The organism is Ensifer sp. YR511 (assembly GCF_900103045.1).
Lineage (GTDB): Bacteria > Pseudomonadota > Alphaproteobacteria > Rhizobiales > Rhizobiaceae > Ensifer > Ensifer adhaerens.
Genome location: NZ_FNGR01000002.1, coordinates 406790 through 428619, shown reverse-complemented (window position 1 = coordinate 428619; position 21830 = coordinate 406790). Strand labels below are relative to the sequence as shown.

Here is a 21830-nt window from a genome sequence, read left to right as displayed (position 1 = left end):
GGGGGCTGTGCGTAGCATTTCGTTAAGCAAATTCATGCAGCACTCCTCATGCCGCACTCAAGCCTCCAGAGTTCGATGTCCTCTTCAGTCCTTTTCTCCCGTCGCCAGTTTCTTCGCTCGTCCGGCGTGGCGCTCGCCTCCGCCGGTCTTGCGAGCTGCACTTCGTCGATGAACACGGATGTCTTTCGCTATGAGACGGCGCCGGTGTTCCGCAATCCAGCGGTCGAGGGACGGTTTACCGATCCGCGCGCCGAAGGCATCTATGAAAGGCAGGATGGCCCAGGGCCAGTTCCAACCGGTCTTCCACCGCAGGGCCTCTATGTCTCGGACATCTATGCCTCTGTAAGCGACAGTGGCTATCAGGTGCCGGAAATTCCCTATCGCCAGATCGACGCGCGCTTCTACCGCCAGGAGGTCAGCGATCCCTTCGGCGAGCAGCCGGGCACGATCGTCGTCGATACCGGCGACCGCTACCTCTATCTGATCCAGCCGGGTGGCCGGGCGCTGCGTTACGGCGTCGGCCTCGGTCGCGAGGGTTTTGCCTGGTCGGGTCGCGGCGTCATCCAGTGGAAGCAGAAGTGGCCGCGCTGGACCCCGCCGGACAGCATGGTCGCCCGCCAGCCACAGCTAAAGCCCTATTCGGCCCAGAACGGCGGCATGGCCCCAGGCCTCAACAATCCGCTTGGTTCGCGCGCGCTCTACATCTTCCAGAACGGCCAGGACACGCTTTACCGTGTTCACGGCACGCCGGAATGGAAGTCGATCGGCAAGGCGGTCTCGTCGGGCTGCGTGCGCATGCTCAACCAGGATGTCATGGATCTCTACGATCGCGTCCGCGGCAAGGCGCCGATCCTCGTTATCTGATGACGGGCAGGGACGGATATCCGCCCCTCACGTTTCCGCACAGCACCCACCGCGTCGAGCGGAAGGCAGGTCGGTCAATCCTCGCCGGGGCCGGCATTGAGCTGCCGCGTCAGCTGATGCAGCGTCTCGCGAATGTCTTCTGCTTGCTTCAGGCTGCATCCCGAGGCCCTGCTGATGCCGATCAGGATGCCGAAGGCCTCGTTTTTCAGGTCCTGGCCCTTGTCCGTCAGCCGCACGATCACCTGACGTTCGTCGCTCGGGTCGCGCTGGCGACCGACATAACCGGCTGCCTCCAGGCGCTTGAGAAGCGGCGACAACGTGCCTGAATCCAGACCGATCTCCTCGCCGATCCGCTTGACCGTCATCTCGTCCTGTTGCCAGAGCGCCAGGAGCACGAGATATTGGGGATAGGTGAGGCCGAAACGATCGAGCAGCGGCTTGTAGGCGCGGTTGAATGCATGCGCCGCAGAATAGACCGCAAAACACAGCTGCTTGCCGAGCGCGAGTGCTTCCTCGGGAATGGTGTCGCTATGTGCCGCCTTGTTCGCCATGCGTCATTGTCGCAAAAAGACGCTCGAAATGCAATTTGCAAAATTAATTTGCGTACAATTGAATTTTGCGCTATCTAAATCGCATTGACTCAGGAAACGCAAAGGAGACCCCGCCAATGCCCATTCTTTACCGCACCACTGCATCCGCAACCGGTGGCCGCGCCGGCCAGGCCAAAAGCGCCGACGGCGCGCTCGACGTCACGCTCACCGTTCCGAAGGAACTTGGCGGCGACGGCGCCCGCGGCACCAATCCCGAGCAGCTCTTTGCAGCCGGCTACTCGGCCTGCTTCCTCGGCGCACTGAAATTCGTGGCCGGCAAGGAGAAGGTAAAACTTCCGGAAGACACTACGGTGACGGGAACCGTCGGCATCGGTCCGCGCGAGGATGGCACCGGCTTCGGCATCGACGCTGCGCTCGAAATCTCTTCGCCGGGCGTCGACAAGGCCGTGCTCGAAGATCTCGTCCAGAAGGCGCATATCGTTTGCCCCTACAGCCATGCAACCAAGGGCAACATCGACGTCAAGCTGACCGTCGCCTGAGTTTCTCAGATTGAGCTCTTTCAGATCCCCTGTTGAAAGAAGCCCGGCGGTCTCCGTCGGGCTTCTTTTTCAGGCATGCTGTGCCGGTCTACTGCAGAACCTCGATGACCCGCCTGCTCTGCGGATCGACCAGCACCCTTTGCTGGTTGACGACGACATAGCCGTAGGTCGGTTGCTGCGGGATCGGGTAGACCTCGACCGTGTCGGGCAGGGGTTCGCCCACGACGACAGTGCCGTCATAGGTCACGGATGGGCTGGTTTGCTGAAGGACGTAGGTTTTGACCTCGCCGGGAACGATGACCGTCGTGGTCTGAGCCAGGGCGACGCCGGAAAAGGCAAGGCTTGCCACAAAACCGGCTAGGATGATTTTCTTCATGACAGTACCTCCTGTCCCTAGCCAACGGTCCGGCGACAGATTGGTTCCCCTGCCGCGGCGCGGGAACCTATGCCTCGACTGGGAGCTGCTGGAACCTATGCTCGGGCTGAGGAGTTGATGAGCAGGAGGTAAAATAGGATGATCGCCAGGCCGAAAACCAGAACCTGCGCGCTTGCGCAGCGAGAGCTCGAATGCGCGACCGCATTGCGCGAGGAGTTCCAACTGCTGACGGATCTCGCCGAGCGGGTAGGGTGGCATTGGGACGAGATCGCCTTGGCTCTGCTGGAGTTGACGGACGAATACGCCGCCACCCAGCGGGCCGCCGTTGCGGTGAGCGGGCGCCGCTTGAGCGCTTCACCCTCCCCAACACACGGCATTGACAAGACACGGCATTGATCGGCACGGCTGGCCGTCGGGTCATTTCGCCGTGCCGTTCCGGCATCCCGCGCGGGCCTTAAGCCTTCTTCAGAAATTCGGTGCGCATCACCCGACCCTTGGTCTTTTCGACGCGGCACTCGACTTCATCGGGGGAGGATGCGCTTGATCGGGGGAGGATGCGCTTGATCGGGGGAGGATGCGCTTGACCATCGTCCCGCGCTTCAGCGTCGTCGAGGTTCCCTTGCCTTTCAGGTCTTTGATCAGGGTGACGTTGTCGCCGTCCTTGAGGATGGCGCCGATTGAATCCTTCACATCCATGCGGATGTTCCAGAAATGACGACGCGCCCTGATTTGGTCAGGGCGCGTGGGAATGGATGGGCCGCGTCGGCCGGTCTTGGTTAGCGTCGGCTAAGGCTGCCGAGGATGCCGCGCACCAGGGCGCGGCCGACCTGGGTCGCGACTGTGCGGGCGACCGATTTCATCGCCGCTTCGACGACCGTCTCGCGCTGGTAGCCGGAGCTGCGAGGGCGCGCCTGCTTGCCGGCCGGTGCCGCCTGATCGTCGTCGCCAAAGCCCGGCAGCGTCCAGCGGCTGCCGCCGGTGCTCGCCTCGCTCGTCTGCTGCTCGGCCTGAGACTGTGCCTCGGCCTGTGCGTCGGCTGCCTTTTTGGCGCGCGCCGCTAGGATTTCGTAGGCCGATTCACGGTCGAAATCCTCATCGTAAAGCTCACGGACCGGGCTGACGTCCATGACCTTCTTCCGTTCGGCCTCCGTCAGGGGACCGACGCGGGACTGCGGCGGTCGCACCAGCGTACGCTCGACCATCGAGGGCGCGCCCTTGCCTTCGAGCGTGGAGACCAGAGCCTCGCCGGTGCCGAGATTGGTGATCACCGTGGCGCAGTCGAAATCCGGGTTCGGGCGGAAGGTGTCGGCGGCGGTCTTCACCGCCTTCTGGTCGCGTGGCGTATAGGCGCGCAGCGCGTGCTGAACGCGGTTTCCGAGCTGACCGAGAACCGTGTCCGGCACGTCGAGCGGGTTCTGGGTGACGAAATAGACGCCAACGCCCTTGGAGCGGATCAGGCGCACGACCTGTTCAACGCGCTCGATCAACGCCTTCGGCGCGTCGTTGAAGAGCAGATGCGCCTCGTCGAAGAAGAAGACCAGCTTCGGCTTGTCCGGGTCGCCCACTTCCGGCAGCTCCTCGAACAATTCCGACAGCAGCCAGAGCAGGAAGGTGGCGTAGAGCCGCGGGTTCATCATCAGCTTGTCGGCCGCCAGCACCGAGATCGCGCCGCGGCCGTCATTGGTGGTGCGCATGATGTCGGAAATCTTCAGCGCCGGCTCGCCGAAGAAATGTTCGGCGCCCTGCTGTTCGAGGATCAGCAGCTCGCGCTGAAGCGAGCCGACCGAGGACTTGGAAATGAAACCGAACTGATTGGAAAGCGTGCTGGCATTGTCGCCCATGTAGTTGAGCAGCGCCTGCAGATCCTTGAGGTCGAGCAGCGGCAGTCCGCCCTCATCGGCGATCTTGAAGGCGATGTTGAGCACGCCTTCCTGCGCGTCGGTCGCGTTCATAAGCCGCGACAGGAGCAGCGGGCCCATCTCCGACATGGTGGTGCGAACGCGATGGCCCTTCTCGCCGTAGATATCCCAGAAGATGACCGGGAATTCCTGAAACTCATAAGGATTGGTCGGCAGGCCGATCTGTTCGGCACGCTTCAGGATGAAATCCTTGGCCTCGCCGATCGCGCCGATGCCGGAGAGGTCGCCCTTGACGTCGGCGCAGAAGACCGGGACGCCAGCGTTGGAAAAGCCTTCGGCAAGCACCTGCAGGGTGATCGTCTTGCCGGTGCCGGTGGCGCCGGTGACCAGGCCGTGTCGATTGCCGAACTTGAGCTCCAGATACTCGCCCTTGTTGATCGAATCATCAGGCTTGCGGCTGGTGCCGATAAAGAGCTTGCCTTCTTCCAACATGTGGGCTTCATCTCCGTTTCATCAATGAAAGCGGGCGGTTCGCAGTGTCGCAGGGGCGCGCCGTCATCGAAATGTGCCTGGATTTCTGTTATAGGTGGTGCGGTTGCGCCCGGCAACAAGGCTGTGCCCATCCGCGACCGGAATGCGGCGATATCGACGGATCGATAGTCACGGCTCACGGCTTGTTATTTGGTGGGCGATCATTTACCTTGACGTCAACGTCAAAAATCCAAAATGAGGGAGTTTCTCCATGAATGAACTGGTCACGCGCGTTGCTGAAAATGTCGGCATCGAGCCGGCAACCGCCGAAAAGGCTGTCGGCATGATCCTCGGCTTCCTGCAGCGCGAAGCCGCCGACGGTCCGGTTGCCCAGATGATTGAAGCGATCCCGGGCGCGTCCGAACTGATCGCTCAGTACAACGGCGAAGGCACGGGCGGCGGCGGCCTGCTCGGCGGTCTGATGTCGGCAATCGGTGGTGGCGGCGTCATGGCGCTCGGCCAGCAGCTGATGAGCCAGGGCCTCGGCATGGGTGAAATCACCGGACTTGCAAAGGAAACCATCGCGTTCGCCAAGGAGAAGGCCGGCGCAGACGTGGTCGACGAAGTCGTCGCTTCGGTTCCGGGTCTCAGCCAGTTCGTCTGATACCGGCGACCCGAACGTAAAAAAGCGAAGCCCACCGGCGTCTGCCGGTGGGTTTTTTGTTGCCTGCGGCCCCTGTCAGCGTTCCGGCCTGCTTTCCCGTAGCGTCCGTTCGAGTGTGGGCGTCAGCCCGATGCAAAGAACGGCACTGGCGCCGATAAAAGCCGCACCCGATGTCCATCCGTAGAACTCGATCGCGGTTCCGACCGCGACGGGGCCGACGAGTTGCCCGAGATTGCTGCCCTGCATCAGCAGGCCCATCGCCATCGGCGCAAGCGCCGGACGTGGCGACAGGAGCGGCACCGATGAGATCAGCGTCGCCGGAATGAGCCCGCCGATCGCGGAAAACAGGATGCAGAGCGCCAGGATCAGATGTCCGCCTGATGGGCTCAGGAAGATCCAAAGGCCGGACACGCCGGTCAGCAACGCGGCGCTTGCGACCAGCCTGCCGCGGGCGAAGCCGCGGGACAGAAGATGGCCGGCGGCCAGATTGCCGAAGACGTTCACCAGCGTGATGACGGCGCTCAACAGGCCAACGGTTCCAAGCGAGACCTGCAGGCGCTCGATCAGCAGGATCGGCAGAAAGCTGGAAAGCGTGAAGCTCATCAGGCTGTAGAGCGAAAACAGCGCGAAGAGCAGCACGGGCCCGCGGCTCGTCAGCGTTTCCGCGGCATCATCCCGGAAGCGGGTGGCGACACGGGGCGTTTGCCGGGATGGCGACACTGCCAGAAAGATGGAGGCGAGGCTCGCAAGCGTGAGCAGCCCGTTGCTCCACCAGATCGCCTGCCAACCGGCAAAGGCGGGCCCGGTCAGCATGGCGATCGCCATGCCCGCGGGCATGAAACAGCTCCAGAGCGCAAAGACGAGGTCGCTGCGCTCCTGCGTCACCAGGCGCATGAGGATGGCGGGGCCGGCGACGACGACAAGCAGAAAGCCGAAGCCCTCGATGATGCGCGACAGCAGAAGCAGCGTGAATGCTGGGCTCGCCGCGCCGGCAAAGGAACCGAACGCCAGCAGCGCCATGCCGATGCCAAGCAGGCGCCGGTCGCCGACAGCTGTGACGAACGCGCCGGCTGCCATGCCCCCGACGACGCCAACGACTGCGAAGACGGAGGTGATCCAGCCGAGGGCAGAAAGGTTGAGCCCAAGATCGGATTGAAGCAGCGGGCCTGCAATCAGCCCCTTGCCCACCTGCATCGCCGCGACCACGCCGGCCGCAACAACGGTCATCACGCCCGACCAATCGGTTCTTTCGCGAACAAAGGCTGCGGCCGTGGCCATCAGGCGATCTCCCCAACGCGGGTGCGTCCGGCAACCAGCGCTGCCGCCAGTTCCGCCACGTGGCGCCCCTGGAAGCGTGCGCCTTCCAGTTCGTTGGCGCTCGGCTGCCGGTCGCCGCCGTTGCCGTCATCGGCCAGCGTCGAGGCGCCATAGGGTGATCCGCCGGTGATTTCGTCCATGCGCATCTGGCCTTTGAAGCTGTAGGGAAGGCCGGTGATCACCATTCCGAGATGCAGCAGTACGGTATGCGTGGCGAGTATCGTCGATTCCTGGCCGCCATGCTGGCTTCCGGTCGAGGTAAAAACGCTGCCGATACGCCCGACCAGGGCATCGCGCGCCCAGATCCCACCCGCCTGGTCGAGAAAGTTCTTCATCTGGGCAGCCATGTTGCCGAACCGTGTCGGCGTGCCGATGATGATCGCGTCATAGTCGGGCAGTTCGGCGACTGTTGCCACCGGCGCATCGTGGTTGCGCTTGTAGCCGGCCTTGACGGCCACGGCTTCCGGGACGATTTCCGGCACGCGCTTGAGCGCGACGGTGGCGCCGGCGGTGCGCGCACCCTCGGCGACGGCCTTCGCCATGGTCTCGATGTGGCCGTAGGAGGAATAGTAGAGCACGAGCACCTTGGTCATTTCGGTTTCCTTTTTGTGGGCGGCATTGCCGTTCATAGAAAAGATGGGTGCTTTTCTCGATCTCTTGGAGTGATATAATTTTCATCAAGATGATCTATGGAATCGATCATGCTCGATGCCCTTACTCTCGATCAGATGCGGACCTTCGTGACCGTCGCCGAAAGCGGAAGCTTCCGCGCCGGCGCCGCCAGGCTCTCACGGGTGCAATCGGCCGTCAGCCACGCCATCGCCAACATGGAGGCCGAACTGGGGGTCGCCCTTTTCGACCGTTCCGGCCACCGGCCGGTCCTGACGGCGGAAGGGCATGCGCTGCTCGCCAATGCGCGCGACATCCTGTTGCGGGTGGACGCGATGCGCGCCCGGGCACGCGGGCTCGGCGAAGGCATCGAGCTTGAGCTTTCTCTGGTCGTCGATACGCTGTTTCCGATCGAGACCGTCGGCCTGGCGCTGAAGGAGATGCGCGGCGCCTATCCGGATGTGTCGATCCGGCTTGCGGTCCTGCCGCTCGGTGGGCCGCTCGACGGCCTGGTCGATCGCCGCTTCACGCTCGGCATCACTGTCGGCGAAGATTTCCGCGACCCGTCGATCGCCCGTCGGGCGCTTGCGACGGTCGAACTCGTCGCGGTCGTTGCCGCAAATCATCCCTTGGGGCTGCGCGCAGGGGGAGACGTGCTCGACAATGCCGAGCTTGCGGACCATCTGCAGATCGTCCTGTCGGATCAGTCGCAGCGCACGGTCGGGCGCGACTACGGCGTGCTCTCGCCGCAAACCTGCCGTGTCAGCAGCCAGGACACAAAACATGCGATGATCCGCTCGGGCCTCGGCTGGGGTCGATTGCCGTTCTGGCAGGTGGAGCGCGACCTTGCGGAAGGCCGGCTCGTGCGCATGCCGACGGCCGCCCTTGGCCGCAACAGCCAGGTGGGGGCCGAAGCCTATCTCGTTCACCGGATCGACGAGCCGCTCGGGCCGGCCGCCCGCGTCTTCAACGAGGCTCTCGCCCGGATCTGCGCGGAGGGCTAGCGTCGGCCGTTGAGCGCGAAGGCAAGCGTGAAGACCACCAGCACGACGCCCACGCCGATCGGGCCAGCGATCGGGTTGATAAAGTTCATCAGCGCGCCGGTCGCGCCGGATCCAGCCGCGCTGCCGGCGGCATAGGCGAGCGAAAAGGCGGCACTGCCGGCAACCAGCATGCTGCCGCGATACTCTTCCCCGAGCATGGTGAGCGCCGCCGTATAGAGCGCGAAGCTCGCCGCGCCGATGAAGGCGAAGGTCAGAAGCAGAGCGATATCGGACGACAGCAACGGCACGAGCAGATAGCCGCTGGCAGCGATCGCGGCCGCCGAGATCGCCACCCAGCGGCGCGGCAGGCGGTCGAGAAGCACGCCGATGAAAGGCTGTGCCACAGCTGTCGGTATCGCCAGCGCCGTTACGCTCAGCGCGGCAAAGGCCTGGCTGTGGCCGGTCTTGACGAAATAGACCGGCATCGCCGAGATCGCGGCGATATCGGCAAATCCGAACATCAGCACCATGAGGATCAGCATCGGCGCCTTCCCGAAAAAGGCGAAGAGGTCCCGCGTCGAGGACGGCTCGGGCCGGGTGCGGGCGCCCATGGTCAGCAGCCCAGTGAGGAAGGCGACGAGTGCGATATAGATCGCCAAGAGGGCAAAGCCGAGACCGCCGCTGGTGCCGAGCAGCGGGATCGCCAGCGGACCGGCCGCAAAGCCGCCGCACATGCCGGCCCCATAGAGGCCGGAGACGCGGCCGCGCAGTCGGTCCGGGCAGGCGGTGTTCAGCCACGCTTCACCAAGCATGAAGACCATGCTGACGAAGAAACCGAGGGCAAAGCGGGCGATAAACCAGATGACGAGTTCCGACGTCGAGGCAAGTGTCGCGAGACAGATGGAACAGCCGATGAGGCTGGCGATGATCAGCTTGTCGGCCGAGGCGAGCCGCGTCAGCCGGCCGAGAATAAGTGTCGCAACACCGAGACCGGCGGCAAAGCCCATGGCATTGAGGCCGATCATGCCGGCCGAAACGCCGCGGCTCTCAAGCGAAAGCGAGATCAGCGGATAGGTGAGCCCCTGCGCCACCGAGAAAGCGGTGACACCGAGAACGACGGCGATAATCGCCGGCCAGTCGGGAGCAAAATCGCTCGCCTGTGCCTCGTGCAACGACATCGCCCCCTCCCTACGATCCGTGTCCTTGAGGCGATGTCCATATCGTATCCACCGCCGGCAGGGAATTGGCCGGCGGCGAAATGATTGCGTTCGTTAAGCAGCCTTGTCCCAGACGGGGGCAAGGCCTTCCGGGTTGACGATGCGGCCGTCGGCACGCGCAAGGGCGTGGATTTCGGCCATTTCGCCGTCGCCGAGCGCAAAGTCGAAGATCGCGAAATTTTCCTTCAGGCGATCGATCGTCGCGGTCTTTGAAAGGGTGATCACGTCCTTCTGCTGCACGAGCCAGCGCAGCGCTACTTGCGCGGCCGTCTTGCCGTGGCGGGCACCGATCTCCTTCAAGAGTGGATCGCTCGGCACCTTGCCGTTCGCCATCGCATAGTAGGCGGTGATCGACATGCCGTGCTTGCGGGCGGTCTGAAGCACCTTGGTCTGATCAAGATACGGGTGGTACTCGACCTGGTTGGTGGCGATCGGCGCGTCGCTCAGCTTCACGGCCTCTTCCATCTGCGCCGTGTTGAAGTTGCTGACCCCGATGTGGCGAACCTTGCCGGCCTTGTGCACTTCGTTGAGAGCGCCGATGCGCTCGGCCATCGGCACGTCGCTGCCGCCCGGCCAGTGCAGGAGAAGCAGGTCGACATGGTCGGTCCGCAGCTTCTTCAGGCTTTCGTCGACCGAGGCGAGGAAGTCGCGATGGGCATATTTGTCGACCCAGACCTTGGTGGTGAGGAAGATATCGGCGCGTGACACGCCGGAATTATGGATGGCCTCGCCGACTTCGGCCTCGTTGCCGTAGATCTGCGCCGTATCGACGTGATGGAATCCGAGCTTCAGGGCTTCCGGCAGAACGCGCAGCACATCGGCACCGGGCATGCGGAAAGTGCCGAAGCCGAGCGCCGGAATGTTGGCGCCGTTGGAATTGACGGAATGCATCGTGGGTAACTCCTTGTACTGGGCATGTTATGCTTGATAAGCGCCCGGCCACCTGGCCGGGCGAAAAAGGAATGAGGCTATAGGTGGTCCTCGCAGACGGCGGTTCAAGCCGTTTGGTAGGCCGCCCCGGTGCGACGATCAAGGGCGCCGCTCAGGAGCGTGAGCAGCAGGGCTGCGGCGACGAGCAGGGCACCGATCACGGGCGTCATGCCAAGGCCGAGCGGCGAGGCGACGATGACGCCACCGAGCCAGGCGCCGACGGCGATGCCGAGGTTGAAGGCCGCGATGTTGAGCGCCGAGGCGACATCAACGGCGCCCGGACGATGTTGCTTGGCAAGCTGCACGACATAGAGCTGCAAGCCCGGCACATTGGCGAAGGACAGGAAGCCGAGGGCCGCAAGCGTGACCAGCGTCAGCACCGGCGAGGGGGCCGTGAAGGTGAAGAGCACGAGCACCGCCGCCTGCGCCAGGAACAGGCCGATCAGCGCCTTGACCGGGTCGCGGTTGGCGATCTTGCCGCCGGCAATGTTGCCGATGGCAATCGCGATGCCGTAGAGCACCAGGATCAGGCTGACGGCGCTTTCCGAAAAGCCGGTGATGTCCTGCAGGATCGGCGCCAGGAAGGTGAAGGCGACGAAGGTGCCGCCGTAGCCGAGCGCGGTCATGGCAAAGACGATCAGCAGGCGGCCGGAGCCGAGCACGCGCACCTGGTCGATGAGCTTTGCCGGCGGCGCCTTGGACAGCGTGTTCGGCAACAGGGCTGCGATCGCGACAAGAGCGACGACGCCGAGACCGGTGACGGCCCAGAAGGTGGCGCGCCAGCCGAAGGTCTGGCCGATCCAGGTGCCGAGCGGCACACCGGTGACGATCGCGACGGTCAGGCCCATGAACATCATGGCAATGGCCGAGGCGCGGCGGTCTTCCGGTACGAGGTCGGCGGCAATGGTCGAGCCGACCGAGAAGAACACGCCATGGGCAAAGGCAGAAATGACGCGGGCGAAGAGCAGCGGTTCATAGCTCGGCGACAATGCTGCGGCGGCATTGCCGACGATGAACAGCGCCATCAGGCCGATCAGCAGCGGTTTGCGCTCGATCCGGCCGGTGAGCGCGGTGAGAACTGGCGCGCCGAAGGTGACGCCGAGCGCGTAGACGCTGACGATCAGGCCGGCGAGCGGCAGGGTGACATTGAGGTCGGTGGCTACCGTCGGCAGGAGGCCGACGATCACGAATTCCGTTGTTCCGATCGCATAGGCCGCGATCGTCAGCGCAAGTATGGCAATAGGCACGACGAGACCTTTCCCACCCGGCTGGGAGCACCGGGCGTATGGTTGTTGTTGAAGTCGGGTGGAATATGAGCCTTTGCACTCATCACGATAATACGCATAATCAGACAAACGTTTGTGAATTGAGTTCAAAGGGAAGCGCATGGACAACCGAGCCGGTGAGATGGAGGTTTTTGTCGCCGTGTCGGAGACCCGCAGCTTCTCCGCTGCGGCGCGGCGCCTGAAACTGTCGCCGTCGGCCGTCAGCAAGCTGGTGACCCGCATCGAGGACCGGCTTGGCACGCGCCTGCTCGTGCGCTCGACCCGGACCTTGCAGCTGACCCCGGAAGGCGAAGTCTATTTCCAGCGGGCGCAACGGATCCTCGGAGATATCGCCGAGACCGAGCATGTCGTTGCCGCCGGCGGACGCATGGCGCCGCGTGGGCTCTTGCGGGTGAACGCCGCCGTCGGCTTCGGCGAGCGCTACATCATGCCACTCGCGCCGGAGTTCCTGGCGCGATACCCGGAGGTCCAGCTCGACCTGACGCTGACCGACAGCATGATCGATGTCGTCGGCGAACGCACGGACGTGGCGATCCGCACCGGACCGCTGCGTGATTCATCCCTGAAGGCGCGCAAGCTGATGGAAACCCGGCCGGTGGTGATCGCCTCGCCCGCCTATCTTGAAAAGTATGGGATCCCGCAAACCCCTGACGATCTCGACGGCCACAACTGCGTTCGCTTCAACTTCCGCCGCAGCGTCGACGAGTGGGCGTTTCGCGGGCCGGGCCAGTCTCAGATCGCGCACCGAACCGTCTCCGGCAATATGCAGGTATCGAGCGGTTCGATCGTCCGCCAGCTTTGCCTTGCCAGCGTCGGCATCGGGCGCATCGGTCGTTTCCATGTCGAGCCGGATTTCGAGGCTGGAACGCTGGTGCCGCTGCTCGAGGACTATCAGTCGGGCGAGATCGAGACGGTCTACGCCGTCTATGCCGGCCACGAGCATCTCGCTGCCCGTATCCGCGCCTTTATCGATTTTCTGGCAGAGCGCATGTAAGCGCCCGGCGGGCAGACGAACTCAGCCCGCCTTGACCGCCACGATGAAGAACCTCGGAAAACGCAAGAGTACCTTGCCGTCGCTCGTTGCCGGATAGGCCGTGCGTATCCTGTCCGTGTAATCGGCGAGAAAGGCGCTCCGCCGGTACTCGGTCAAGGCATCGAGATAAGGTCTGAGGCCGGTCCCCTTCACCCACTCGACGATCGCTTCGGCATTGGCGAGGCGATGATAGTAGATCGTATGCCAGACCTCGATGCGCGCTGCCCACGGAACCAGGCATTCGACATAGGTTGCCGGCGGCGGCATCGGGTTGCGGCGGATGGTCTTGCCGGCAAAGGCTTCAGCGAAAGCCGGGCTGCGCGCGGTCTCTTCCATCAGGAGGTGGCTCGGCTCTCCGAGGTTGTCCGGCATCTGCACCGCGAGCGTACCGCCGGAGGCAAGCGCCTTCATCAGCCTTTCGAAGATAGTGAGATGGTTCGGAAGCCACTGGAAGACGGCGTTGCCGTAAAACAGCGAGGCGCCGGCGGGAGGAACCCAGGCCGCAAGATCCGCCTTTTCGAAGGATACCCCGGGCAGCCGTTTGGCGGCGGCAAGGAGCATGTTCTCGTCGCTGTCGAGGCCGGAAAGCGTGGTCCAGGGAAACCGGTCGCGGATGAGCTCGGTCGAGTTCCCCGGGCCGCAGCCGAGGTCGAAGGCGAGGCCTTCTGGCAGGTCAGGCACTTGGGCGAGAAGGTCTCTGGCTGGTCGGGTGCGTTCGTCTTCGAACTTGAGATACTGCGCGGGCGACCAGACCATCAAAGAACTCCTTCAGATACCGAATTGCAGGCTTTCGAGAGAGGGCAGGATCAAGGCAGGCCCATGATCGCGGTATTCGTCCGGCATGTCTGCCCGATTGATCCACACGGTGCGGAAGCCGAATTTCGTCGCCCCGGCAATGTCCCAGCGGTTCGACGACTGGAACGAGACTGCGTGCGGGTAGAGCCGGTAGCTGGTGGTAACGAGATCGTAGACGGCGGGCGCCGTCTTGAACGCCTTCACCGCGTCGACCGAAAAGACGTCGTCGATGACGATATCGAGTGCGGCGTTGCGCACGGCCGACGCGAGCATGGCCGGCGAACCGTTGGAGAGGATGGCGATCCGCGCCCCGCGCTCCTTGAGACCTTTCAGAACGGCCGGCACTTCCGGATAGCAGTCGAGCGTCCAGTAGGCGTCCAGCAACCGCTTGCGCAGCTTCGGGTCGGCGGAGGGAAAGCGCGCGAAGGCAAAGTCGAGCGCCTGTTCGGTCAGCTTCCAGAAATCCTGGTAGCTGCCCATCAGCGAGCGCACCCAGGAATATTCGAGCTGCTTGGCGCGCCAGAGTTCGGAAAAAGCCTGTCCGTCCGGACCGATCTCCTCAGCGTGGCGCCTGACCGCCGCATGCACGTCGAAGAGCGTGCCGTAGGCGTCAAACACATAGGCCGCGTGGGACATCGTTTCCTCCCGTCAGTTGTCTTCGGTGCTGGCTGACATGGCGAACATGCCACGTCAAAGCCTATCCGAAAACAAAGGCTTACAGCATCACGCCCGATCGGACAGCCCGCTGTCACCGTTCTTTACGCGGATCATGTCAAATATTTGTGCGTCGCACAACGGCTGGCCGCTCAAAGGCAGGTATCCTGCCTTAGCCCTTGGCCGGTTTCCAGACTTTTGCCGGGAAGCGTAGCGCCTGCTTGGCGAGCTTGCCCTTGAACCCGAGCGCCGTGTCGCACAGGTTGACCACATGCCGGTTCGGCTTGGCTTCCGGGCGAAGCGCATGCAGGGCCGCGGCTGCCTCTTCCGGCGGCATGTAGCGTGCCAGAATGCCCAGCGTCAGCGCCGTCGCGCGGCCAATGCCCCGCAGGCAATGGACGAGCAGATGCGCGTCCTCGGGCAAGCGGTCGATGAAAGCGAAGGCGGCGTCGATCGCCTGCGGACGCGCCGCATCCGGTTCGTCCGGATCGGTGGTGTCGCCGAAAAAGAGTTCCAGGTGATTTTCCGGCGGCAGCTCGATCATCGACAAAAGCCGGCTGCCGGGTGCGCGCACGGAGATGAGATGCGTCGGCGCCCAAAGCGCACGATTGTGCCGCGCCTCGGTCTGCGAGCTGACGATGACACGGATCGGCCAGCCGGCCGGATGCGCCGGATTGGCGTTGAGGATGGGATGGTAAAGTTCATCCGCAGTAACGGCTGCCGCAAGCGCCATGGCAGGACCTCGCTCGTGATTCTTCAGCGCGGATTTTGCCCTGAAACCCGTCCGGGCTTAAGGGCAAAATCTTGGGGGGAGGCGAAAAGCTGTGGCCGGAGCGGGATCAGCCCGGATGGATGTAGCGCTTCGACCAGCGCGACGGCACCAGAATGGTGGCCAGCGTGAGCCCGGCGCTAAGCGCGAAGGAAGCCCAAAGAGACGCCGGGCCGAAATGGCGCTGCAGGACGGCGCCGGCGACAGCGCCAGAGAACATGCCAAGCCAGGGCACGATCTGCATGAGCCATTGGCGGTTGGTGTTGCCGAGCAGCCAGCGGCCGAGGCCGCGCCCGAAACGGGAAAGGGCACCCGTCACGTAGGTGAGCCCGATCGGCAGGCCCTCGATGTGCTCGACGGCGGCATTGACCAGGCCCATGGCAAGCACGATGCCGTAGAAATAGAAGGGCTTTGGCATCGAGGTTCCGAAGCCGGCGCAGAGCATTAGCACCAAACTGACCATCGAGAGGACGCCGACGACGCCGAGGCGTGCGGCCGCAATCACGCCGAGCGCGTTGCCGATGATGAACGCTCCAAGCGCGCCGACGAGCAGCAGGGCGCCGGTGAAGTCGCCGTCGCCGAGCGCGATCGCCGCCCGCGTCGTGTTGCCGCTCATGAAGGAGACGAAGTCACCGATGCTCAAGAGCCCGATCGCGTCGGTCATCCCGGCGAGAAACGAGATCGTCGCGGCGACGGCCAGCGCCGTGCCGGTGCGCTGCCGCTTGATCAGTCTTCGTCGTCTCGCAATGGTCATCTGCCTTGCCCCCGATTGGGGACAAGGCTAGCGCATGCGGATGGTGAGTCGGAATGGGCGGTCATCATATTGCCTGCCGGCTGCGGCGTTCACGGCTTGCCGTAGCCGTCAGAAGCGGGTGATGACGCTGATACCGAGATCGGTGGCGCGGTCCATGGCGACGAGGGCAGGGATCGCCTCTTCAAGAGAAATTTCCCGGCCGATCAGTTGCTGCGGCTTCAGCTTGCCGTCGGCGATCATCGCCAGCATGGCGTCGTAGCGCCAGGCCTGCATGCCGTGGCTGCCATAAATTTCGAGTTCGTGGCCGATCACCTGCGCCATCGGGATCTGTGGCGTCGCCTGGTCGCCGAGCATCAGGCCAACCTGGACGTGCCGGCCGCGCCGGCGCAAGTTCTTGATCGAGTTGAAGCAGGTCACGGGATTGCCGAGCGCGTCGATCGAGACATGGGCGCCACCGCCGGTGATATCCTTCACCGCCGCTGCCACGTCCTGCACGTCACGGCCATTGATGACAGCGACCGCGCCGAGTTTTTTGGCGAAGGCGAGCTTGTCTTCGGCGATGTCGATCGCAATCGGCTGGGCGCCGAGGGCCGCCGCGATCATGATTGCCGAGAGGCCGACGCCGCCGCAGCCATGCACCGCCACCCACTCGCCGCCCTTGACCTTGGCCTGGTCGGCGATGGCGCGGAACGACGTTGCGAAGCGGCAGCCGAGGCTCGCAGCCGTGGTGAAGTCCATGCTTTCAGGCAGATGCACGAGGTTCTGGTCGGCAAAGTCGAGCGCGACATATTCGGCAAACGAGCCCCAATGGGTAAAGCCCGGCTGGAACTGCGCCTCGCAGACCTGCTGGTTTCCCGAGCGGCACTCGCCGCAACGGCCGCATCCGGAAACGAAGGGCACGGTCACCCGATCGCCGACCTTGTAGCGCATGACGCCGCGGCCGGTGGCGGTCACCACGCCCGCCAGCTCGTGGCCGGGCACATGCGGCAGGCGGATATCGGCGTCATGGCCCATCCAGCCGTGCCAGTCGGACCGGCAAAGCCCTGTCGCCTCGACCTTGATGACCACGCCGTTCTCCGTCGGTGTCGGATCGGGAAGGGTACGGATTTCCGGCATCTTCTCGAAGGCGTCGTAATACATGGCTTTCATCGGGTCGCTCCTTGCAATGTCTCAATGGGTGGGGCGCGGCCGTCGATGTGGCGCGCCATCAGAAATTCGTCGACCTCCCGGTCGCCGTCGAGCATGCCGCCGGGAACGTGCCCGATCTTGTAGAAACCCGCACGTTCATAAAAGCGGATCGCCGTCGGATTGTCGGCACGCACCACGAGTTCGAGCAGTCGGATGCCGGCCGAGCGCGCATGATCGGTCAGTTGCGCAAGCAGCTGTCGCGCCACGCCGGACCCGCGGGCCTCGTCGCACACATAGACCATGATGATCGTGCCCCGATGCGCCAGCCGGCTCGCACGCTCGCGCATCAGGCCCATGATGCCGACCGGCTCATCGCTGTCGAAGGCCACGAATACGGCGTTGGCGGTCAGCCGCGCGCGCCATTCCTCAGCCGAAAGGCGCTCCCAGTCGGCCGCTGTCGAGGCGAAGGCCTGCGGCTCGCGGTTGAGCGCTTCCAGCCTGATGCGGCGGAAGATGTCCACGTCGTCAGCGTCGAGATGCTTGATGCGCACGGCTTTCCCTTTTCTTTGGCGAAGAGACTAAGCGAGAGGCCTTCGCGGTACCAGAACGGCCGACATGACATTTTTTGATAGACCCATTCACCCCGATGCTGTTTTTTCGGGGTATGCGGAAAGACTAGAATAAAAACCTCAAGGAGACGCAGATGGCCGTCGATACATCCCCCCGCTCAGTGACCTGGACCTATGTCGATGGTGAATGGCTCTCGGGCAATCCGCCGCTGATCGGCCCGACCTCGCATGCGATGTGGCTGGGCTCGACGGTGTTCGACGGCGCCCGCGTTTTCGACGGCGTCGCTCCCGACCTCGACCTGCATTGCCAGCGCGTCAACCGCTCGGCCGCCGCGCTTGGCCTGAAGCCGACGATGGCGGCGGAAGAGATCGAGGCGCTGACCTGGGAAGGCGCCAAGAAGTTCGACGGCAAGACGGCGCTTTATGTGAAGCCGATGTACTGGGCCGAGCACGGCGCGGCCGGTGTCGTCGCCATCGACCCGGAATCGACCCGTTTTGCGCTCTGCCTGTTCGAGGCGCCGATGGGCAACGGCCACGGCGGCTCGTCGCTGACGCTGTCGCCCTTCCGCCGTCCGACACTGGAATCGATGCCGACCGACGCCAAGGCCGGCTGCCTCTATCCCAACAACGCGCGCATCCTGACCGAGGCCCGTTCGCGCGGCTTCGACAATGCGCTGGTGCGCGACATGCTCGGCAACATCGCCGAGACCGGTTCTTCCAACGTCTTCCTGGTCAAGGACGGTGTCGTCTTTACGCCGGCCGCCAACCGCACCTTCCTTGCCGGCATCACCCGCTTCCGCGTCATGACGCTGCTGCGCGAAGCCGGTTTCGAAGTGGTCGAGGCGACGCTGACGATGGCGGACTTCGAAGCGGCCGACGAGATCTTCACGTCCGGCAACTACTCCAAGGTGCTGCCTGTGACGCGTCTCGAAAGCCGCGACCTGCAGGCCGGCCCGGTCGCCGCCAAGGCGCGCGATCTTTATATGGACTGGGCGCACGCGGCCCGCGACGTCTGAACCGCGCGCAAAACCCCGGCGCACGGTCGTACCCGCTGCGCCGGGGCAAGATGGCCCTCGGTTCAGGCACTCAGCGCGAGCGGCGCGCGCGCGCACCGACCACGGCGCGCCTGTGGATCAGGTAGGCCTGGACGGAGAGGCCTGCGAGGAAGATCACCAGCCAGGCAAGCAGCGTCGTCTGCACGATCGGCGATTCCGGGCCGCTGGCAAGTGGCTGCGAGGCGGGCAGGCGCTTCAACGTCTCGGCGATCGCCGGCACGATCAGCAGGAAATAGCTGAACGAAAGGCCAAGCGTTGCCAGGTAGGGGCGCAGGCGGCCGAAAAATTCGAGCCTTTGTGCTGCAAGGCTCCCACCGATGACGAGCAGCGTGACGATCCCGAGCGCATGGCCCGCGTTGAAGCCGCCGGTGCTCGAAAGCCCCGCGGACGTCAGCACCGCCAGGATGATCGCGGCGAGGTAAAGCTTGCCGGAGCGCGTGCCGGGAACAATCGCACCATACCGGGCAAAGCCATAGAGGCCCGCCACGACGGGGGCGAGGCTGATGACGGTATGGATGATGCCGAGTGTGGAAAGCGGATTTGCCATGATTTTCCTCCTTCATTCAACCGACTAGTTGGTCGGGATGTGTTCGAAAAAGAAACGCGATGATTTCACCTGCCATCGCGTCCGTTCGGTTTGATTTCTAGTGCTCGCAAATGTGGCCCGCCGTTCCCACGGGAACAACTGTCTTTTTCGACCGGTGTCGCTTCGAAGGGTCGGAGCTTCGGGGTCAGGCATCGCTTGGCGCCTGAAGTTGTGCCAAGGCGGGCCGTGCGATCGCCGAAAACGTGGCTTGATCCGAGCCGGCGACGCGGGCCGCGAGCATTGCGCCGTGGACCGTCGCCATGAGCGCCTCGGCGGCCGCCTTGGGGCCGTGAGCGGTCCTCAGGGATCCCTTCGCTACGCCATCCTCGATCACGGCTCCGAGCCAGCCGGAAAGGTCGGCAAAATGACCGCGCACTTGCGCGACGACAATATCGGGAAGCGAAGGTATTTCCGAGGCCAGAAGGGCGCCGATACAGAAGGGCATGTCCCGTTTGGCGATACATTCTTCCCAGAAGCCGACATAGGCCTCGAGCCGGGCCGCCGGATCGCCGACAGCTGCTAGCAGTCCTTCAACGCTGCGGCGATTGTTCTTGCGGTAGCGGGCAAGCACGGCTGCGGCCAGGTCCGCCTTGGTCGGGAAGTGATGGTGGATCGTCGCCTTGCCGATGCCGACCACGGCCGAGATGTCCGCGTAGCTGAACGCGCTGTAGCCCCGCGACACCATCAGGCGTTCGGTTGCGTCCAGGATTCGTTCGGAAGTATCGCTCACCATGAGCAAGATCTATCAACCGGTCGGTCGAAGCTCAAGTGAGGAGCAGTCCACATATGCAGTGACCGGGGCCGACGTGGACGGCAACTGGACGGCTTGCGCCGGGTCGCGCGCGCTATTTCTTCTTTGCCGGCACGCCCACCTTGACCGCGTCGGGTGCAAGCTCACCACCGAGCTCGACCGTCTTCTTCTGCTTGTCGAAGACGCAGATCTGCGTGACGGCGACCTTGGAGCCCTTGGGCGTGCCGATCACCAGCGCCAGCCCGAAGCTCTGCGAGCCGAAGGGGTCGACGACGACGCTGGGTTTTTGCAGCGAGGTGGCGGCGGCGAGGCACTTCTTCGAAACCTCTGCCCGGAATGTCTCCCACGCGTCGCCGGAAGAGGCTGCTGCACTGGACGCAGCAAAAGCGGCGATGGCGGAAAGGGCGAGGGCAGGGATGAGACGCTGCGGCATGGACTGTCCTTTATGCATGGTTGCAACGGTCGCGAAGCTGCAGCCAAACCGTGGCATGAATGTGCTTGAAAGTGTCATGCTTTCAAAATGATGTTGAAAGTATATTCCGTGGGTTGAGGAAAAATTGGCATTGCATCGGTTGCCTCCATGAGGGTCGGTGCCTATGTTCCCGTTCACGGATTTCCCGACGAAATTCCATGCCAAGAGGAGATGCCCACATGGCTTTCGAATTGCCGAACCTTCCCTATGACTACGATGCGCTGGCGCCCTACATGTCGCGCGAGACGCTCGAGTACCACCACGACAAGCACCACCTGGCTTACGTGACCAACGGCAACAAGCTTGCTGAAGAGGCCGGCCTCTCCGACCTGTCGCTGGAGGAAGTCGTCAAGAAGTCCTACGGCACCAACCAGCCGCTGTTCAACAATGCCGGCCAGCACTACAACCACATCCATTTCTGGAAGTGGATGAAGAAGGGCGGCGGCGGCACCAGCCTGCCGGCCAAGCTCGACGCGGCCATCAAGTCCGACCTCGGCGGCTACGACAAGTTCCGCGCCGATTTCATCGCCGCCGGCACCGGCCAGTTCGGCTCGGGCTGGGCCTGGCTCTCGGTCAAGAACGGCAAGCTCGAAATCTCCAAGACCCCGAACGGCGAAAATCCGCTCGTTCACGGCGCCTCGCCGATCCTCGGTGTCGATGTCTGGGAACACTCCTACTATATCGACTACCGCAACGCCCGTCCGAAGTACCTCGAAGCCTTCGTCGACAGCCTGATCAACTGGGATTACGTGCTCGAAATGTACGAAGCGGCTTCCAAGTAAGCTGCCCGTCTTCGATGCATGACGTTTGGACCCGGCGCTTGCGCCGGGTCTTTTCGTTTGTGCTGGGTACCGATGAGGCCAGGCTCAGGTGGTCTTCCAGCCGCTGATCCAGAGTTCCCTGAGGCGGTTTCCCTCGCCTGGAAAATAGGCGCCGACCGCCTCGCAGTGCTCGACACGGTCGGCGCGAAAATTGCGGATCGCCTGGCGCAACTCGCACCAGCCGACGATGTTGGCAGTTTCCGAATAGTAGATCAGCGCCACCGGCCGGATCGTGCGTTCTGTGGCGCGGCCGAGTTCGTCGCGATAGTCGAGTTCGAGCTTCTGCTCGTCGCGGATCGCCCGGCGTACCAGAGCGAGATCGATGCCGGCGGGCGAGGGGGCGATCGTTCCCCAGGCGTGCAGCGCCCGCGAACGAAAGGCCAGTCTCAGCGGCTCGGGCACGGCTGCAGTGATTTTCTGGTTGACGCGGCCGGCGGCTGCCTTCAGTTCCTCGTCGCCGGTTCGTGCCAGCAGCGCCAGAGCCAAGGCGATCGCTTCCGTTTCCTCGATCGAAAACATCAGCGGCGGCAGGTCGAAGCCGGGCCTAAGAATATAGCCGATGCCGCGGCCGCCTTCGATCGGCACGCGCATCGCCTGGAGTGCCGCGATATCGCGGTAGATCGAGCGCACCGTCACCTCCAGCGTCTCGGCCATTTGCGCGCCGGTCACGGGCTTTCTCGCAAGCCGGAGGATCTGGATGATCTCGAAAAGCCGTGCCGCCTTGCGCATCGAAAACCTCCCCCGTCGTCAACGCTCCTGACACTACCTTGTCAGTTG

26 protein-coding genes and 1 pseudogene are annotated in these 21830 nt (G+C 63.7%); 8 read left to right on the top strand and 19 right to left on the bottom strand.

Annotated elements, in window-relative coordinates; all coding sequences use genetic code 11:
• The first annotated feature begins 75 nt into the window (after window positions 1-75).
• Window positions 76-864 carry a L,D-transpeptidase family protein gene (locus BLU15_RS06605; protein WP_034789236.1) on the top strand — a complete coding sequence of 263 codons (789 nt, stop codon included), beginning with the start codon at window positions 76-78 and terminating at the stop codon, window positions 862-864.
• Window positions 865-938: 74 nt separating this feature from the next.
• Here the strand turns inward: BLU15_RS06605 and BLU15_RS06600 are convergent, their stop codons facing one another.
• Complete coding sequence (locus BLU15_RS06600) at window positions 939-1415, bottom strand: MarR family winged helix-turn-helix transcriptional regulator (protein WP_090294715.1); 477 nt, start codon at window positions 1413-1415, stop codon at window positions 939-941.
• A 116-nt stretch (window positions 1416-1531) separates the two neighbouring features.
• Between BLU15_RS06600 and BLU15_RS06595 the strand changes: the two genes are divergently transcribed.
• Window positions 1532-1954: an organic hydroperoxide resistance protein gene (locus BLU15_RS06595; protein WP_090294713.1), complete on the top strand. Its 423-nt coding sequence runs from the start codon at window positions 1532-1534 to the stop codon at window positions 1952-1954.
• A gap of 88 nt (window positions 1955-2042) precedes the next feature.
• Here BLU15_RS06595 and BLU15_RS06590 read toward each other — a convergent pair whose 3' ends face one another.
• The gene (locus BLU15_RS06590; protein WP_060584245.1) at window positions 2043-2330 is read right to left on the bottom strand and encodes a DUF1236 domain-containing protein; all 288 of its coding nucleotides are present in this window, start codon (window positions 2328-2330) and stop codon (window positions 2043-2045) included.
• Window positions 2331-2468: 138 nt separating this feature from the next.
• On the opposite strand from BLU15_RS06590, the gene BLU15_RS06585 reads away from it, so the two are divergent.
• The gene (locus BLU15_RS06585) at window positions 2469-2726 is read left to right on the top strand and encodes a hypothetical protein (RefSeq protein ID WP_060516252.1); all 258 of its coding nucleotides are present in this window, start codon (window positions 2469-2471) and stop codon (window positions 2724-2726) included.
• Window positions 2727-2784: 58 nt separating this feature from the next.
• Here BLU15_RS06585 and BLU15_RS06580 read toward each other — a convergent pair.
• Window positions 2785-3026: pseudogene (locus BLU15_RS06580) on the bottom strand (PhnA domain-containing protein).
• Window positions 3027-3106: 80 nt separating this feature from the next.
• The gene (locus tag BLU15_RS06575; protein WP_060516251.1) at window positions 3107-4681 is read right to left on the bottom strand and encodes a helicase HerA-like C-terminal domain-containing protein; all 1575 of its coding nucleotides are present in this window, start codon (window positions 4679-4681) and stop codon (window positions 3107-3109) included.
• Between the two features lie 250 nt (window positions 4682-4931).
• Here BLU15_RS06575 and BLU15_RS06570 point away from each other — a divergent pair, with 250 nt between their 5' ends.
• Window positions 4932-5324, top strand: a complete 393-nt coding sequence (locus BLU15_RS06570; RefSeq protein ID WP_034789243.1) for a hypothetical protein — start codon at window positions 4932-4934, stop codon at window positions 5322-5324.
• A 75-nt stretch (window positions 5325-5399) separates the two neighbouring features.
• Here BLU15_RS06570 and BLU15_RS06565 read toward each other — a convergent pair whose 3' ends face one another.
• A complete protein-coding gene (locus BLU15_RS06565) occupies window positions 5400-6602 on the bottom strand; it encodes an MFS transporter (RefSeq protein ID WP_090294711.1) in 1203 nt (400 codons plus the stop codon).
• Window positions 6602-7234 (bottom strand): NAD(P)H:quinone oxidoreductase, encoded by a 633-nt coding sequence (wrbA, locus tag BLU15_RS06560; RefSeq protein ID WP_090294816.1) that lies wholly within the window; start codon window positions 7232-7234, stop codon window positions 6602-6604. Before wrbA ends, BLU15_RS06565 begins: the two co-directional genes overlap by 1 nt.
• Window positions 7235-7342: 108 nt before the next feature.
• Here wrbA and BLU15_RS06555 point away from each other — a divergent pair, with 108 nt between their 5' ends.
• Window positions 7343-8254, top strand: a complete 912-nt coding sequence (locus BLU15_RS06555) for a LysR family transcriptional regulator (RefSeq protein ID WP_090294814.1) — start codon at window positions 7343-7345, stop codon at window positions 8252-8254.
• Here the strand turns inward: BLU15_RS06555 and BLU15_RS06550 are convergent.
• The 3 genes from BLU15_RS06550 to BLU15_RS06540 all read right to left on the bottom strand — a co-directional run bounded on the left by BLU15_RS06550 (window position 8251) and on the right by BLU15_RS06540 (window position 11627).
• Entirely contained in the window at window positions 8251-9411 is a 1161-nt protein-coding gene (locus BLU15_RS06550) for an MFS transporter (RefSeq protein ID WP_090294710.1), read from the bottom strand. The two genes, BLU15_RS06555 and BLU15_RS06550, sit on opposite strands and share 4 nt — an antisense overlap.
• A gap of 93 nt (window positions 9412-9504) precedes the next feature.
• On the bottom strand, window positions 9505-10341 hold the full coding sequence (locus BLU15_RS06545; protein ID WP_090294708.1) for an aldo/keto reductase: 837 nt from the start codon (window positions 10339-10341) through the stop codon (window positions 9505-9507).
• A 104-nt stretch (window positions 10342-10445) separates the two neighbouring features.
• The gene (locus BLU15_RS06540) at window positions 10446-11627 is read right to left on the bottom strand and encodes an MFS transporter (RefSeq protein WP_090294706.1); all 1182 of its coding nucleotides are present in this window, start codon (window positions 11625-11627) and stop codon (window positions 10446-10448) included.
• A 139-nt stretch (window positions 11628-11766) separates the two neighbouring features.
• On the opposite strand from BLU15_RS06540, the gene BLU15_RS06535 reads away from it, so the two are divergent.
• The gene (locus tag BLU15_RS06535) at window positions 11767-12660 is read left to right on the top strand and encodes a LysR family transcriptional regulator (RefSeq protein ID WP_090294705.1); all 894 of its coding nucleotides are present in this window, start codon (window positions 11767-11769) and stop codon (window positions 12658-12660) included.
• Between the two features lie 21 nt (window positions 12661-12681).
• On the opposite strand, the gene tam is transcribed toward BLU15_RS06535, so the two are convergent.
• The 6 genes from tam to BLU15_RS06505 form a co-directional block, all read right to left on the bottom strand.
• The gene (gene tam / locus BLU15_RS06530; RefSeq protein ID WP_090294703.1) at window positions 12682-13455 is read right to left on the bottom strand and encodes a trans-aconitate 2-methyltransferase; all 774 of its coding nucleotides are present in this window, start codon (window positions 13453-13455) and stop codon (window positions 12682-12684) included.
• Between the two features lie 12 nt (window positions 13456-13467).
• A complete protein-coding gene (locus tag BLU15_RS06525) occupies window positions 13468-14130 on the bottom strand; it encodes a haloacid dehalogenase type II (RefSeq protein WP_034789254.1) in 663 nt (220 codons plus the stop codon).
• A gap of 190 nt (window positions 14131-14320) precedes the next feature.
• Complete coding sequence (locus tag BLU15_RS06520) at window positions 14321-14881, bottom strand: phosphatase (protein ID WP_034789256.1); 561 nt, start codon at window positions 14879-14881, stop codon at window positions 14321-14323.
• Between the two features lie 106 nt (window positions 14882-14987).
• Window positions 14988-15671: a YoaK family protein gene (locus tag BLU15_RS06515; protein ID WP_034789257.1), complete on the bottom strand. Its 684-nt coding sequence runs from the start codon at window positions 15669-15671 to the stop codon at window positions 14988-14990.
• A 108-nt stretch (window positions 15672-15779) separates the two neighbouring features.
• A complete protein-coding gene (locus tag BLU15_RS06510) occupies window positions 15780-16820 on the bottom strand; it encodes a zinc-dependent alcohol dehydrogenase family protein (RefSeq protein WP_034789258.1) in 1041 nt (346 codons plus the stop codon).
• Window positions 16817-17350, bottom strand: coding sequence for a GNAT family N-acetyltransferase (locus BLU15_RS06505; RefSeq protein WP_060584261.1), 534 nt, complete (start codon window positions 17348-17350; stop codon window positions 16817-16819). Before BLU15_RS06505 ends, BLU15_RS06510 begins: the two co-directional genes overlap by 4 nt.
• Before the next feature lie 152 nt (window positions 17351-17502).
• On the opposite strand from BLU15_RS06505, the gene BLU15_RS06500 reads away from it, so the two are divergent.
• The gene (locus BLU15_RS06500; protein WP_034789259.1) at window positions 17503-18384 is read left to right on the top strand and encodes a branched-chain amino acid aminotransferase; all 882 of its coding nucleotides are present in this window, start codon (window positions 17503-17505) and stop codon (window positions 18382-18384) included.
• Between the two features lie 70 nt (window positions 18385-18454).
• On the opposite strand, the gene BLU15_RS06495 is transcribed toward BLU15_RS06500, so the two are convergent.
• The 3 genes from BLU15_RS06495 to BLU15_RS06485 form a co-directional block, all read right to left on the bottom strand.
• Window positions 18455-18970 carry a hypothetical protein gene (locus BLU15_RS06495; RefSeq protein WP_090294702.1) on the bottom strand — a complete coding sequence of 172 codons (516 nt, stop codon included), beginning with the start codon at window positions 18968-18970 and terminating at the stop codon, window positions 18455-18457.
• Between the two features lie 184 nt (window positions 18971-19154).
• Complete coding sequence (locus BLU15_RS06490; protein ID WP_060516242.1) at window positions 19155-19742, bottom strand: TetR/AcrR family transcriptional regulator; 588 nt, start codon at window positions 19740-19742, stop codon at window positions 19155-19157.
• Between the two features lie 112 nt (window positions 19743-19854).
• Window positions 19855-20193: a hypothetical protein gene (locus tag BLU15_RS06485; RefSeq protein WP_090294812.1), complete on the bottom strand. Its 339-nt coding sequence runs from the start codon at window positions 20191-20193 to the stop codon at window positions 19855-19857.
• Window positions 20194-20411: 218 nt separating this feature from the next.
• On the opposite strand from BLU15_RS06485, the gene BLU15_RS06480 reads away from it, so the two are divergent.
• On the top strand, window positions 20412-21014 hold the full coding sequence (locus BLU15_RS06480) for a superoxide dismutase (protein WP_060516240.1): 603 nt from the start codon (window positions 20412-20414) through the stop codon (window positions 21012-21014).
• An 84-nt stretch (window positions 21015-21098) separates the two neighbouring features.
• Here the strand turns inward: BLU15_RS06480 and BLU15_RS06475 are convergent, their stop codons facing one another.
• Complete coding sequence (locus BLU15_RS06475; protein WP_060516239.1) at window positions 21099-21782, bottom strand: helix-turn-helix transcriptional regulator; 684 nt, start codon at window positions 21780-21782, stop codon at window positions 21099-21101.
• Between the last annotated feature and the right edge of the window lie 48 nt (window positions 21783-21830).

Excerpts from the sequence above, each read along its gene's own strand:
- BLU15_RS06605 (WP_034789236.1), top strand. The coding sequence starts at position 76 with ATGTCCTCTTCAGTCCTTTTCTCCCGTCGCCAGTTTCTTCGCTCGTCC.
- BLU15_RS06600 (WP_090294715.1), bottom strand. The coding sequence starts at position 1,415 with ATGGCGAACAAGGCGGCACATAGCGACACCATTCCCGAGGAAGCACTC.
- BLU15_RS06595 (WP_090294713.1), top strand. The coding sequence starts at position 1,532 with ATGCCCATTCTTTACCGCACCACTGCATCCGCAACCGGTGGCCGCGCC.
- BLU15_RS06590 (WP_060584245.1), bottom strand. The coding sequence starts at position 2,330 with ATGAAGAAAATCATCCTAGCCGGTTTTGTGGCAAGCCTTGCCTTTTCC.
- BLU15_RS06585 (WP_060516252.1), top strand. The coding sequence starts at position 2,469 with ATGATCGCCAGGCCGAAAACCAGAACCTGCGCGCTTGCGCAGCGAGAG.
- BLU15_RS06575 (WP_060516251.1), bottom strand. The coding sequence starts at position 4,681 with ATGTTGGAAGAAGGCAAGCTCTTTATCGGCACCAGCCGCAAGCCTGAT.
- BLU15_RS06570 (WP_034789243.1), top strand. The coding sequence starts at position 4,932 with ATGAATGAACTGGTCACGCGCGTTGCTGAAAATGTCGGCATCGAGCCG.
- BLU15_RS06565 (WP_090294711.1), bottom strand. The coding sequence starts at position 6,602 with ATGGCCACGGCCGCAGCCTTTGTTCGCGAAAGAACCGATTGGTCGGGC.
- wrbA (WP_090294816.1), bottom strand. The coding sequence starts at position 7,234 with ATGACCAAGGTGCTCGTGCTCTACTATTCCTCCTACGGCCACATCGAG.
- BLU15_RS06555 (WP_090294814.1), top strand. The coding sequence starts at position 7,343 with ATGCTCGATGCCCTTACTCTCGATCAGATGCGGACCTTCGTGACCGTC.
- BLU15_RS06550 (WP_090294710.1), bottom strand. The coding sequence starts at position 9,411 with ATGTCGTTGCACGAGGCACAGGCGAGCGATTTTGCTCCCGACTGGCCG.
- BLU15_RS06545 (WP_090294708.1), bottom strand. The coding sequence starts at position 10,341 with ATGCATTCCGTCAATTCCAACGGCGCCAACATTCCGGCGCTCGGCTTC.
- BLU15_RS06535 (WP_090294705.1), top strand. The coding sequence starts at position 11,767 with ATGGACAACCGAGCCGGTGAGATGGAGGTTTTTGTCGCCGTGTCGGAG.
- tam (WP_090294703.1), bottom strand. The coding sequence starts at position 13,455 with ATGGTCTGGTCGCCCGCGCAGTATCTCAAGTTCGAAGACGAACGCACC.
- BLU15_RS06525 (WP_034789254.1), bottom strand. The coding sequence starts at position 14,130 with ATGTCCCACGCGGCCTATGTGTTTGACGCCTACGGCACGCTCTTCGAC.
- BLU15_RS06520 (WP_034789256.1), bottom strand. The coding sequence starts at position 14,881 with ATGGCGCTTGCGGCAGCCGTTACTGCGGATGAACTTTACCATCCCATC.
- BLU15_RS06515 (WP_034789257.1), bottom strand. The coding sequence starts at position 15,671 with ATGACCATTGCGAGACGACGAAGACTGATCAAGCGGCAGCGCACCGGC.
- BLU15_RS06510 (WP_034789258.1), bottom strand. The coding sequence starts at position 16,820 with ATGAAAGCCATGTATTACGACGCCTTCGAGAAGATGCCGGAAATCCGT.
- BLU15_RS06500 (WP_034789259.1), top strand. The coding sequence starts at position 17,503 with ATGGCCGTCGATACATCCCCCCGCTCAGTGACCTGGACCTATGTCGAT.
- BLU15_RS06495 (WP_090294702.1), bottom strand. The coding sequence starts at position 18,970 with ATGGCAAATCCGCTTTCCACACTCGGCATCATCCATACCGTCATCAGC.
- BLU15_RS06490 (WP_060516242.1), bottom strand. The coding sequence starts at position 19,742 with ATGGTGAGCGATACTTCCGAACGAATCCTGGACGCAACCGAACGCCTG.
- BLU15_RS06485 (WP_090294812.1), bottom strand. The coding sequence starts at position 20,193 with ATGCCGCAGCGTCTCATCCCTGCCCTCGCCCTTTCCGCCATCGCCGCT.
- BLU15_RS06480 (WP_060516240.1), top strand. The coding sequence starts at position 20,412 with ATGGCTTTCGAATTGCCGAACCTTCCCTATGACTACGATGCGCTGGCG.
- BLU15_RS06475 (WP_060516239.1), bottom strand. The coding sequence starts at position 21,782 with ATGCGCAAGGCGGCACGGCTTTTCGAGATCATCCAGATCCTCCGGCTT.